At 27.2% G+C, this 14,163-nt stretch carries 9 protein-coding genes; all 9 read right to left on the bottom strand.

The window, feature by feature from the left end:
- Positions 1 to 3 precede the first annotated feature (3 nt).
- The 9 genes from CSBG_RS02480 to CSBG_RS02445 all read right to left on the bottom strand — a co-directional run bounded on the left by CSBG_RS02480 (position 4) and on the right by CSBG_RS02445 (position 14,100).
- Entirely contained in the window at positions 4 to 3,162 is a 3,159-nt protein-coding gene (locus CSBG_RS02480) for a hypothetical protein (protein WP_008676761.1), read from the bottom strand.
- 32 nt (positions 3,163 to 3,194) lie between these two features.
- Positions 3,195 to 4,022 (bottom strand): carbohydrate ABC transporter permease, encoded by an 828-nt coding sequence (locus tag CSBG_RS02475; RefSeq protein WP_008676760.1) that lies wholly within the window; start codon positions 4,020 to 4,022, stop codon positions 3,195 to 3,197.
- A complete protein-coding gene (locus CSBG_RS02470; RefSeq protein ID WP_008676759.1) occupies positions 4,022 to 4,984 on the bottom strand; it encodes a sugar ABC transporter permease in 963 nt (320 codons plus the stop codon). Before CSBG_RS02470 ends, CSBG_RS02475 begins: the two co-directional genes overlap by 1 nt.
- Positions 4,985 to 5,053: 69 nt before the next feature.
- The gene (locus CSBG_RS02465) at positions 5,054 to 6,406 is read right to left on the bottom strand and encodes an extracellular solute-binding protein (RefSeq protein ID WP_008676758.1); all 1,353 of its coding nucleotides are present in this window, start codon (positions 6,404 to 6,406) and stop codon (positions 5,054 to 5,056) included.
- A gap of 434 nt (positions 6,407 to 6,840) precedes the next feature.
- The gene (locus CSBG_RS02460) at positions 6,841 to 7,899 is read right to left on the bottom strand and encodes a glycosyl hydrolase family 18 protein (protein WP_008676757.1); all 1,059 of its coding nucleotides are present in this window, start codon (positions 7,897 to 7,899) and stop codon (positions 6,841 to 6,843) included.
- A gap of 13 nt (positions 7,900 to 7,912) precedes the next feature.
- A complete protein-coding gene (locus CSBG_RS02455) occupies positions 7,913 to 9,598 on the bottom strand; it encodes a polysaccharide deacetylase family protein (protein ID WP_008676756.1) in 1,686 nt (561 codons plus the stop codon).
- Positions 9,588 to 10,886 carry a glycosyltransferase gene (locus tag CSBG_RS02450; protein ID WP_242825262.1) on the bottom strand — a complete coding sequence of 433 codons (1,299 nt, stop codon included), beginning with the start codon at positions 10,884 to 10,886 and terminating at the stop codon, positions 9,588 to 9,590. Before CSBG_RS02450 ends, CSBG_RS02455 begins: the two co-directional genes overlap by 11 nt.
- The gene (locus tag CSBG_RS18665; RefSeq protein ID WP_242825261.1) at positions 10,876 to 11,472 is read right to left on the bottom strand and encodes a PilZ domain-containing protein; all 597 of its coding nucleotides are present in this window, start codon (positions 11,470 to 11,472) and stop codon (positions 10,876 to 10,878) included. Before CSBG_RS18665 ends, CSBG_RS02450 begins: the two co-directional genes overlap by 11 nt.
- A 24-nt stretch (positions 11,473 to 11,496) precedes the next feature.
- Complete coding sequence (locus CSBG_RS02445; RefSeq protein ID WP_008676754.1) at positions 11,497 to 14,100, bottom strand: polysaccharide deacetylase family protein; 2,604 nt, start codon at positions 14,098 to 14,100, stop codon at positions 11,497 to 11,499.
- Positions 14,101 to 14,163 lie beyond the last annotated feature (63 nt).

Here is a 14,163-nt window from a genome sequence, read left to right as displayed (position 1 = left end):
CATCTATGAAATTATAACTACTATTTCTTTTACTTTTAAATTTCTTATATTTTCAGCATCTACTCCAGATATTTTATTTCCACTAATAGACTTGATATTATTATCATTATCAATTAATGTGTACTCTGAAATCTCGCCCTTTTTATCTCCATAGGTATTTTTACATTGTTTATTAATATATCTTAATCTTATACTTCCTAATAATGTTGTTTCAAGAATTGAATCTTTAAAGAAGTCCTTTGATAATATTGGTGATAACTCAAAACTTAAAATTCCATTTTCATACTTAAATATATTTTCTCCTACCATCATAAGCTTCCAAATATTTAGCATTTCTACTGTTGTTCCACTTAATCTTGCTATAAATCCTCTTCCATGCGTTCTTTTATCTGGATTTGCACTACTTGCTATAAATGAAGAATTTTCTAATATACTTCTTCCATACACATCTGATTTCATAAATGGAGGTAATATATTTTTTATTTCTGAATAGAACTCTTCGTATAAACCTTCTTTTATTAATTCTAAAATATATTTAAATTCCATATGCATGAAAACTGATTCTCTTTCAAGCCATCCCGCTGTAAAACTCCTAGCTCTACCTATCTCAAATGTAACATCTTCTATAGATTCTGATGTCTTATACATTTTTAGTTTTTTATCGTAAATATCACTATTTTTTATTACTTTATATATTTCTTTTTTTTCATCTTCCTTTAAACCAGTTTTTAAATATCTTGCATATCCTTCTAAAAATAAAGGAAGAAAATTAGCCTTAAATTCTAATGGTTTTACATTACCTTTGTCATTTATATCAAATCTAACAACATCATAATAAATAAATGTAGGAATCTTATCTTCATTAAGTTCTTTTATTTTTTCTATTCCCATGTCTATTTTTTTTATGATATTGTTAATTAATTCTTTAATCCTATCTTCACTTATTAACTCTTCTGCACCACTTATTGAATATTTAGTCTTTTCTCTGTACTGTTCTCTGATATAAGAAACTTTGTCCCAATAATCTATTTGAGATAAAGAATTATTTAAATTATAAGTAAGTATATGACTTAACTCTTCAATAATATTATAAAATTCTACTGGAACCTTTAAACTTCCTTTTATTAAATCTATATTTTCTTTTATAAAACAGGCTAATCTTTTTAATTCTGCTGTTTCTGCAAAGCTTGATCCTATAATCCCTGGAAGTCCATTCATTGCATCATTCCATCCTGGCTTCCCAGCTTCCATTTCAATCCCGAATCCCATAGCATCTAAACTCATAAACTTAATAGTTGCTAGCATAAATAACTTTGTCATTAAATTTGTTTTATATAAGTTTCCCTCTTTATCACACACCCATTGTTCTAAAGAATCCTTTTTCTTTAGAGCTAGGTACTGTCTCACCTTTCCATTCTCTACAACATATTTTTCACTTCTAGGTAAAACATACTCTGGGGAATTAAAAAATTTATAATCTCTATCGTCTATTAATAACTCCTTTATTTTATCAGGATAAATATCTAAAAACTCTTCTATTAAATCTAGATTATATGTCCAATGATCTATCCAAAAACCTTCTCCAAAATCTATTTCAAATTTTTCTTCACAAAGATTTATTATATCATCTATTAAATATTTTAATTTGTCCTTTGATAGAGGCACTACAGTTAATAAAGATGAATATAATTCTCCTAATGTAAATTCACTATTTTCAATAGTTCTAAAAAATTCTTCATTTTCTATACTATATTTATTTAATATGCCTCTTACCAAATCCTTTTTGTTATTATCAATAAAAAACTTTTTCCCCTTGATTACTAATGGATTATATCCGTCAAGTTGTATTAAATTATTAAATAACTTAATATTCTCCTTATTAATAAATGGATGTATATATATATCCATTCTTCTATTTTGGTTTATATCCCTGAAATTTCCGTTTCCTTGAGAATAAAAATTAGGCTGTATATTAAAGAAATTATAGTCTCTTTCTAAATCACCGTGTTTTCTAGAATATACATAATATACTTTATTTTTTCCTACTTGCAGCGGATATCCACCTCTTAGTACATTATCTACATAGCACTGCTTAATATATTCATCAAATAAAGGATAGTTAGTTTGAGTATTAACATGCTTAGATATATCATCAATTAGATTATTACCTTCAGTATTTTTTTCATTGAAATATTTCTTATCAACTACTTTATTTAAATATTTATTAATTTCATCAATACTCTTCATATATCCAATGTAACTATAAATTTCTGTATTTTCATTTTCATTTAATCTTATTGATTTTCCTGAAAAAGCACAAGGGACTTTATTAAAGCAAATATTTTCTTCATTACTAATTATTTTATTAATATCATTACTAAATTCTATTGGCTTTGCTAGTGTCGTATCGTATCCAAAAATATTTTCTGGGTCTACTATAGGTCTTAGTATTTCTTCCTTTTCATCAAATGAAATATAGAAATAAGCATTATTAACCTTTTCAACTTTAGTCGTATCTCCTGTAGAAGATCTTAAATTATATATAGCTACATTATTTTCTTTAATTTCACCTTGCATCCAGCTTCTTAATGTATTCCCTGTTTCTTTGTAAGCTCTATTATTAGATCCATAAGGTAAAATTGCTGATAATCCATCTAAAACTTCTATACTTATTATTCTATTTGACTTATTAACTATATTCAATTTTCTTCCAAGTGCTGCAAAGTTCTCATTTGGTATTGTAAAATAAGTTACTTCAATTTCTAAATTTAAATTTTCATTTATCTCTATAACCTTTAACTCATTATTTTTTATTTTTAATATTCTTTTTATATTTTCATTTTGATTAATTGAAAAAGGTTCTATAATTGTATTTGAACTCTCTTCTCTAAATTTTATAAAAGTTCTAAATCCATTTGTAGAGACCATTTTATACGCCTCATTTGCTGGAAAAAACTCCATTATACAATTGTTTTTATCTCCTATTCCAATGCTACTAATAACTTGTCCTCTATTTACATAAAATGACCACATCGGTGTACCTTCGATACCCGCAACTCCTGATAAAAAGCTTGCAAAAGGTGGCTTAGTATCATAATTTTCTATAACATAAAAGCCTAATTCATCTATATAATCAGCTTTAATTCTACTATCTATATTCATCTTATCCTACCTTCTTTCTTCATATAATTTGCTTATTCTTTTACACTACCAGCAGATATACTGCTTATAATGTGCTTTGAGAAAAACATAAATGCTATCATTATAGGTAGTACAGATACTGCAACTGTTAAATATGTTGCTCCCATATTTGAACTTATATCCTTAGAGGCTTTCATTGATGCCATCATTACTGGTAAAGTAAATTTATCTGGACTAAGCAATAAAACTAATGGAACTAAGTAATTATTCCATGATCCAATAAATGTAGTTATTGATATAGTTGCTATACCTGGCATCATTATAGGCACTCCAATTTTATGGAACGTTCTTAATTCACTTGCACCATCTATTCTTGATGCTTCAATGATTGTCTTTGGTAATACCGATTGCACATATTGTTTTAAAAAGAATACTACAAATGGGTTTGCTATTGCTGGGATAATAAGCGGTATATAACTATCCATTAATCCCATTGCATTTACTAAATCATAGAAACCTAATAATCCTAATTGAGATGGAACCATCATTAACACTAAAATCACTGTAAATATTATATTAGATCCTTTAAATTTATAAATTGCAAAACCATAAGCTGTAAGAGCTGAAAAATATGCTGTCAATAATGTTACACATACTGATACAAATAAGCTATTTCCTAACCCCTGAAATATATTGAAATATTGGCTCATAGTGTTCCAGTTATCTTTTAAAGAGCTACCTGGAATTAAAGTAAATCCAGACATTATTTCCTGATTACTACGAGTTGCATTTACTAACATCATTGCAAAGGGAGCTAGACATGCTATACTTACGATAATTAAAAAGATATATAATAATGATTTTTTAAACTTAGTAAACATTATCTTACCTCCTTATTTTTATTTGAGCCATACATTGATTTAAATGTAAATGCTGAGCATATTGCTATTATAAAGAATAATCCATAAGCAATAGCAGCTGCATATCCTACATTGTTATACTTAAATGCCGTATTATATAAGTACATAACTGAAGTATTTAATGCTCCTGAAGGTGAACCTATTCCATCTGTAATTAAGAATGGTATATCAAATATTTGAAGACCACCTATTAATGATGTTATTGCAACATATAGTAAAATAGGCTTCAATAGTGGTAATGTTATTTTGCCAAATATAGTCCATCTCCCAGCTCCATCTATAGTCGCTGCTTCATAGTAATCCTTAGATATACCTTGAACTCCTGCCATTAATACTAAAAATGAATTACCAAACCACATCCATGCTCCAATTACAGCAACTACAAGTACTGCTGTCCCTGGTTGACCTAGCCAATTTATTCTAGTACTTATTAAACCTGAGTCTAATAAAATCTGATTTAGTGATCCAAATTGCCAATCTAATAAAGCTCCAAATAAAAATGCTACTGAAGTTGCAGCAATTAAATTCGGCAAATAAAATAATGCCCTAAATATGCTTAATCCCTTCATTTTATATTTCATATCACTAAATATAATTGTCAATAGAAAAGCTAAGCCCAATTGTAGTACTACATTTATTCCCCATATCTTCACTGTATTTAATAGAGAGTTCCAAAACATAGTATCTTTAATTAATCTGGTGTAATTATCCAATCCTATAAATGTTATATCTCCATATCCACTAAACTTTGTGAAACTTAAATATAATGTTCTAAGTATCGGATAGATATTAAATATAAGGAATACAACTAAAAATGGAAGTATAAATAAATAACCGTATCTATTTACATTACTTAAACTCTTAGCAGAAGTTTTTTCTTTAAAATTTACTATCGTATCAGATTGAGTTTTTGCTAGTTTCATTTCTTCACCCCTAATTTATTAAATTTTATTAAAGAGGTGAAATTTTCTCTCACCTCTTATGATTTTATACTAATTAGATGGTACTTCTATTTCAGGATAAACTGTCTTTACATTGTTATAGAACTCTTTTAAAGCATCCTCTTTAGATTTTTCACCTTTTTGCACTGCTTCTATAGCTTGTCCATAGAACTTACCTATTTGATCATCATATTTTGTTACTAATGAGTAATCTACTTGTTCTGCTTGCTCAGCCCAGAATTCATAAGATTTTTGTCCACCTAAAGCTGGATTTTCAAAGTCTTTATTTGCTTCTAATACTGATTTTAAAGCAACAACATCTCCATTTGATTTTTCTATCCACCATTGTGCTACGTCTTCATCTAGAGTACAGAACTTTACAAAATCCCAAGCTGCTTCCTTATTTTTACTATAACTACTAATACCTATAAATGTACCACCTGCAAAGTAAGCATTTGGTCCTGTTGTAACTCCAAACTTACCTGCTGTATCTTTAGCATTGTCTCTAAGTATTAAAGTACCCCAAGTTGGTAATGCATATGAAAATACTTCGGTCTTTTCTAAATCAGCATTAGCTTCCATTTCCTTCAACTTGTCTTCTTCTGTCCATTCTGCATCTACAGGTATAGGACCATTCATTGATGCATACCAAGCTGCTGACCACTCTGGAGCAAATGCAGTTAATTTTTGTTGATATAAATCTACTGCTGCATCTAAGTAATCTAATCTATCTTTTGTAACCATTAATTTATTATCTTTAACCCAAGGTTCAGGATCGTTACCATATACAAACCATCTTAAATTTCCTGTATCTGAAAATACTCTGTATCCTTTTTCTTTAAGTTCCTTACCGGTTTCGATAATTGTTTTTACGTCTTTAAATTTTTCTGCAATAAATGCTGGATCATCATTACCCCAAACTGCCTTAGCAATATCTCTACGGTAAGTAATTCCACCTGGAGTAACTTGATAACTTAATGCTCTAACTACTCCATCAGCATCTTTACCAGCTTCATATACATAATCTACAATTTTATCTTTATATTCTTCTACATTATACGGTGCTTTAGTTAAATCTTCAAAAAAACCTGCTTCAAAAAAGTTTGGTAGCATTTGCGGCTCTCCAACTATTACATCAGGAACTTCAGCTTTTCCTCTCAATGCAGTTGTAACTTTAGTTGGATAATCTGCTGGTGCAATAACAGTAACTTCAACTTTTTTATCTGGATTTTTTTCTTGATAATATTCAGCGAAAGTCTTTAAATCCTCTGCCAAACTCCAAACAACTATCTTATCGCTTCCCTCTGACTTTTTCCCTTCTGATCCATTTGACTTACCACATGCTGCAAAAGATGCTGCCATTACCCCTACCAATACTAATGACATTATTTTTTTTACCCTCATAATAAATCCTCCTAATTTTTATTTTTATATTTACTTAGTTAGTGTAATATAAACCCCATTCCGAAACTGGTTTCGAAAATGTTAAAAAAATTTTTCTGGTTTTTAAACTATGTTTAAGCACCTTTCGAAACCAGTTTCGAAAATTTAGAAAAATAAATTTCTTTGAAATTTATATTCTATGTTACTTAATAAATATAAATTTCAAAAAGAAATTGTTTACATTTTCATTATATCATTATTTTTATATTTGTAAATATCTTTCAAATAATTTTTAATTTATTTTATTAAATATACTATTTTTATTTTTGTAATTTATTAAAAAATAGAAATCCATACACTAGAACTGGTAGATACAAAGGAGCATTATTTTAATTTTCTTAACTAAATTTATTTAAAAAGAGAGTTATAAAAATTTAACTCTCTTTTTCTATATCTTATTTGTTAAATAAATTTCCCCCTAATCTCCACAAGCTAACATCATACCCTTCTTCTATGATAACTTTTGATAAATATTCTAATGTAACTTGATCTGCATACCATACTTCATGTTTGATATTTTCTTTATCCGTATAATCAAAATATAAATATTGGCTTTTATCATCTCTCTTAGCTTCTATTTTATTTTCTATCAATATTTGTTTAGCTTCAGCTTCTGATACTGATTTTGTACTGCCATTATCTTTCCACTCAAATCCACCAGTTGGAATTGCAAAACTTTTTTCTCCAGGAACTTCTTTCATCTTATCCATTAATTCTTTAATAAAATATTGATTTGACTTCTCTCCTGCTTCACTAAAACTTCCATGCAAATTATAACACATCATTACATATGTGGGACCTTCAGTAAAATTAAGCTTATCTATAGGTGTATTTACCTCTAAAACTACTCTTAATTTCAAATTATTAGTTAAAGCTTCACTATATAATTCATTTATAAATAATATATAATTTTCCCATAAAGCTAAATCATCTTTAATTTGCTCATAATCAATTTCTATTCCATCAAATCCATATTCTTTAGCTAAATAAATTATGTCATTAATATGCTTTTCTCTAGATAACTCATCACTAAGTAATATATTTAATATTTCCTTATCCTTCAATAAGGATGTTCCGTCATCATTAACTATGTCGTTCACTATCGTTATATATTTTTCATAATTATATGACTTTGTCTTATTGTAATACATTTCTAATTTCTCAGGAACAATTAAATCATTATTTTCATTAAAATTAACAGCAAAATATGAAATACTACTCAACTTCTTATTTAGAATATTTATTTCGCTATCTACATTTAAGTCCCAATAAACTATCCACGAAGTTAAATTATCTATATCAGAGAAAATATCATTATTTTTCTTCTGAGAAATTTTATTTGGAATCTCAATGCTACCGTCTTTCTTCAATACATTTTTTAATACTACTGATCCAATTAATAATATAATAATTCCTATTAAAATAAATTTTCTTTTATATTTTTTAATACTCATTTTTACCTCTTGTTTATAAATGTTTTATAAACCAATTTATAACCTTATTAAAGTATATAATTACATTGTATTTTATAAAATCCAATCCCTTTAAAGATGAATCATATAATATTGTATCATTTATTTCAGATATCTTAAACTTTTTAAATACTCCGTCATATACATCATCAGCTATATTTCTTTGACTATATCCATATTCTCCCCATGCTGATTCCAAATAAACACCACCTTCATTGGTATTTCTAACTTCTAATCCATCTACTATAAGCTTTCCATCTAAATTCAAGTTAAGCTTATTATTAGTTATATTTATATCTATCTTTTTACTATCTTGCTCTTTTATATCAATATTATCAATACTCTTATCATCATTTAAGTCTAACGAATATAATATTTCTTCATTTCCATTTAAGGTTTCTATAACCTCAATATTATTATTAACAAGCTTAACGCACAAACTATCTTTCAAATCATCACTTGTCCTAAAATATATAGCTTGAGAACCTATAACATTTCCATTTAACTCTGATGAAATTTTAATATCTTTATATTTATCACTATCTAATAATTTAATAAGGCCATTCTCTTTTGGCAATGATGTTAATATTATAGTATCATCAATAAATTCTGCTTCTCCTTTTATTTCTTGAAAAGCTTTTGCTTTTTCTTCATCTCCAACGATAAAATCTATATTTTCTTTAGTATCATCCCATATTCTCATTAATAAATGATTAGTTGCCCAATATGCTTGAGGCTGTATTCTTGTTAAATCATAAATTGAGTTATCCCTTTTATTTAAAGAATAGCCTTCTCTGTTGAAATTCATATTAAACAACTCTTTAATCCATTTACCATTTATTAAACTCACTTTATCATTTGTTCCAAATCGTCCTGTATTTGAATGCATAAGAGAATATAAATTTGGTACATTTCCAAGCTCTTTAGTATAAATTTTTGATAACTCTTCATAATCGTTATTAATACGTTCTTCCATTTCACTATAGGTTTCCATTGGAATATTATATTCATCTCTTATAAAGTCCATTAAATAATGGTTATAGTTTTTATTAATTGTATCTGAAAGCTTCGAAAAATCTAATGAAGTTAATTGTCCTAAATATTCATTTTCTTTATCAAAAACATTTATATACTCCAATCTATAACCATTTGTTCCTAACTCCCAATAAGAACTATCAACTAGTTTTAATAAATCTTTAGGCATTAAAAATTTAGGATCATTTTTTTCAAATTTATCGGCATAAGTAAACATAGTAGCCTTATAATTGTATTTTTCCATAATCTTTTGTGAGAAAATAGCAGTATCTCTTCTACCATCTTCAAATAATAAGAATAATGCTTTATCTGGTAGAGCCTTGCCCTCCATATAATAATCTAAAATATCTTGCTGTGTTACTGTGACATATCCATTATCTTTTAAAGCTTTTATTTGTTTTTCTAAAGCTTCAGTGCCTATTAACGTATCACTTCCTGTTCTATCTACTCCAAAATATGATACAGCAATAAATCCATTATCCTCAGCACTTGCTACTTCATTATAATCATAAGGCTTATATTCTGAGAATGTAAAAACCGCCTTTATAATTACTATTAATAATACAAATAATATTATTCCTTGAAATGTTCCTCTTAAAATCTTTATCTTATCTTTTTTCTCAGGAGAAAATCTTTTATTTTTCATTTTTAATTCCTCCCTTTTTATTAAACTTTTTTGCAGCTTTTTTTTGCTCCTTTTTCTTTTTAGCCTCTATATCACTTGGAGTCATTCTTGTTCCCCATGTTGACTTCCAAAATGTTACCCAAGCTATAGGCATTTGCCAAAGTAATACAACTTCATAGTATAAACAAAATAATAACCCAAATATCCAAGTAGTACTTTTTCTAAAGAACATTTGCGCAAAGCTCATCATTAAAGCCATCATTAATACACCAACAAGAAAAGTTGTTGGAAATATATTATGAACTACTGGAACATAAATAAGGTTATATACTACTACTATTGGAGCTGCTAAAGGAACAAGTAACCCAATATAAAAGAATAAAGACATAAAAGGCTCCTTCTTCCACATAAACTTACCACCAATAATAGATTCCCTAAGCCAAGACCTTTTCCACCTCATCTGCTGTTTTAAAAATACTTTATATTTATTAGGTACTATAGTAGAACAAATAGCTGTATCTTGATAACTAGTTCTATGTTTACTTAATACAAAATTAGTCATTGCTCTATCATCACCAAATGTAGCTCTTTGGCCTAAGAACTTTTGATTTCTCCAAGCTTCCATATTATCTATAATTATTTGTTTCTTGTAGCATGAAAGTGGTCCTGATAAACATGTAACTGCATCAAAGTAAGCTTCAGCTGCCTTCATTATTCTAAAAGCAATATAATATCTAACTGATTGCATTTTAGTTAATGTATTAGTATATGTATTAGCAACATCTGTTCTACCTGATACCCCTCCCATTTTAGGATCTTTAAAGGGCTGTACTAAATTAATAATTGCAAATGGATCTAAAAAGCTGTCTGAATCAACGAATACTACTAAGTCATGCTTTGCATTTAATACTCCTGTGCATAGCGCTTCTCTTTTTCCCATATTCTTTTCTTGTACAATGTACTTTAATCTTTTTTCAACATCAAATCTTTTTTCCTTTTTTAACTCTTCTACTATATCTTTTATCTTTTCTACTGATCTATCATGTGAATAATCATCTACCACTATTACTTCTAACTTATCAATAGGATAATCTTGATTAATACAACTTAAAATTGTTCTTTGTATCCATTCTTCTTCATTAAAACAAGGAATTATTATCGTTACTCCTGGAGTATAACTAGTATCTATAGGTACTGGTTTATATAAAGCACCAAATAAATATCTACTTAATAAAAATACAGCAGCTATTATACTATATAAATAAAGCCATTTATTAAATTTAAAATAAATTATACTTTCAGCCCTCATTAAAATTAATAAAAAGACTTATAAAAAATAATATTAAACTTGATGTGAGTAAAAAATATTTGTCTTTTTTTCTATTAGAGTATTCTGATAGTGTTTCTAAAAACTCCATTCCACAAAGTATTTTTCCACTCTCATCAATTGTATTTCTAACTTTTTTAGCATCTATATTTACCTTCATTTCATACCCTTCTGGCATAGATCCAGGTAATATTTTAAACTGCAATTTTACTTTATCTGCTTCATTAATTATATCTAATTGTTTTTTATCTTGTAGCTCTATTAACATTCCTGTAGTAGAAATATCTATAGACCTTGTTATAAATGTTAAATTTCCTTTTGAACTTTTGCATCTGATCTTAATATCAGTTTGCATTAGATATCTTATTCCTGCTTTATTTCCATTAATAAATGCATTTGAATCACTTACAGATTCATCTAATATCTTTTGTCCTCTACGATCAATTCCCTTTCTGATCCTTTCCTTATCTGGAACATTAGATAGCAACCTTCTATCCTTGCGTGGTCTTAAAAGAATATCATTGATAATACCTGTATCATTCTTATTTTCCTTATAACTAAACTTCACTATTAAACTCCTCTTCTAATACTTTTACTGTTCTAAATAATCGCTTAACTTAGCAATTTTATACTTCCTTCCATAAACTCCATTTTCATTATTAGTAAGAAATTTATCTAGAGCTTCTGCAGTATAATAGCTTTGATTATTCATATGCATTACAATTATGTTACCTCTTCCTTCTACTAATCCTGGTTCAATTGCATCTAAAATTTCTTGTGAAGAGGTACTTTCATAATCATGAGTAGAAATATTTCCACTAATCGTATATTTATATCCACTTTCAAATACTGCTGCCAAACCTTCCTTTTTTAGTAATAATGTTGGTGGCCTAAAATATTGTCTTAATGAATCCAAATCCCCTATTACATTAGACATAACATCATAAGACTTAATTAATGATTTTTCTAGTTCTGCTTTATTAGTATCTAAGAGTTCATGATTATAGTTATGACTTCCTATATCATGTCCATTTAAAGCAATAGTTCTTAGTAAATTAGGATTAATATTAGATATACCACTATTTATATCTACATATTTTGAAATAGTAAAAAATCCTGCTTTAACATTATGTTTATTTAAAACATTTAATATTTCATTTACTATTGGATCCCCGCCCCAATCATCAAATGTAAAAAATATTACACTTTCACCATTAGTATCTATAGTCCCAGTCTTATCAATATTTAGCTTTTCATCATCACTAAAATCCTCTAAATTAACATCTTCATTTCCTATATAGTTGGTTTTAATCATTTTTAAAGCTTCATCATAAGATTTCATTTCCATAGATTTTATATTAGTTAAAATATTATACCTTCCAAAATTAGATTGACTTTCAAAATTACTTTGTATATCTTTCAACGGAACTATTGAATAATTCAAAGGCTTTGTAGATAAGTAATATGTCTGTAGTTCCTTATTATATTTATGAACATAACCATTTTTTACATAGTTCTCTGTTAATATTTCAATTAAATTTGAAATTACAGTATTATCTTTAAACAAATCAGAATCTAATCTGAAATATACTATTTCACCTTTACTTAATGAAACATATGAATTTACGTTAAAATAATCTTTTATAATTTGATCTGCATTCATATCTTTATATTTACTTATAATCGGTGCCTTTGTATAAGTAATCAATTCATAATTTTCAAGTCCCTTAATCTTATTTATTGTAGATATAGCTTCCTGAACTTTAGAATTTGAATATCCATATCCAGACATATATGAGTTAGTGTATATACCTTTTTCTTTTAATAGCTTATCCACTTCATATATTTCTTTACATATTTCTTCATTGGTTTTATTTAATAAATCAGAGCTAACTGTTATTCCGCCATTTCCAATTTCATGTCCCGCTCCTACAATTTTTTTTATTCTATCAGGATAATTTATTATTTCATTTTTAGTAACAAAAAATGTTCCTTTTGCATTATATTTATCAAGACTTGCTAATACATTATCCAACACATTCTCATTACTTAGCCCTCTAAATGTATATGATAAAGCTTCTTGAGTTGTATAAAACCTTGAAACTATAGTAGAAAGCATACCGTTATTTTTATCTATTAACTCTTTAAAATCAATCTTGTCTACATTATTTTTGTTGTCTTCATACTTGCCACTACTACTATCATTGCTATTATTCATATTTTCTATTATTGTGCCACTTAACTTATCATTATTTAATGGTCCATCATTATAAATCCCAATATTATTTAACTCATTATATTTTCTAATACTTGGGAATTCCTTTAACTTAACTGCTACTTTTTCTTGTTCCTTAATAGCTTTTAGTACCCATTCTACTATTTCAGTAATAGTTCTTTCATCTTCTTTATCTTCTTTATCTTCTTTATTTTCTTTTATACCTGCTTGTTTATCTATTGCTGGCTTTTCTTCTACGATTTCTTTATTATATTCAAAATCGTTAAGCACCCCATCTAATTTTATCGATACAATAGTTCCATTTGATAAATTCTTTATATACCCATAAGCTTGTTCGTAATTTTTAAAGCTCTGATAACTCAAATAATGATCTGTACTAACAACATATTTATTCCCTGATGCAAAGGCTGATGCTAATACATTTTCATTGTTCATTATTGAATTACACTTTAATAACTCTACTTCTTTATCAGTAATTGACTTTAAAATTTTATTAGTAGTAGAAAAATCTAAAATCAAGTCTTCCTTTGACAAGTTTTCCATATTATTGTTTCCTGAAAGTGTTCCATTTCCTATATCATGTCCACCTTCTTTAATCATTTTAACTATACTAGAATCTTCAGCTGCTTTTATTCCTGGAATAAAAAAAGTAGCCTTAATATTATATTTATCTAATAAATCCACTACCTTCTCCATAGTGTCTTTATTTTTAATTCCTTCAAATGATAAAGAAACTATATTTGATTGAGTATCTATATTGGTTATAACTTCTGATTTTTTTGTAATATCAAAACTTTTAAGCGCTTCATTAACTTCTTTTGATGCATCATATCTATTTTTTTTAATAATATTTGTCATTCCCTTGCTATGATCTATTTTGTAATTTACATATGTATAAGCTCCTATGGAAATGCTGATTATTAATGCTCCAATAATGATACTAAGATATTTTTTCCTCATTATTTTCTCCTTAATTTATTAGTTTGCTAACAATAATTATACTTATTTTAGATGTATATTATC

The sequence above is a fragment of the Clostridium sp. 7_2_43FAA genome (assembly GCF_000158375.2).
Lineage (GTDB): Bacteria > Bacillota > Clostridia > Clostridiales > Clostridiaceae > Clostridium > Clostridium tertium.
Note: the sequence above shows the minus strand (reverse complement) of the source record. Positions and strands in the feature narration are given on the sequence as shown.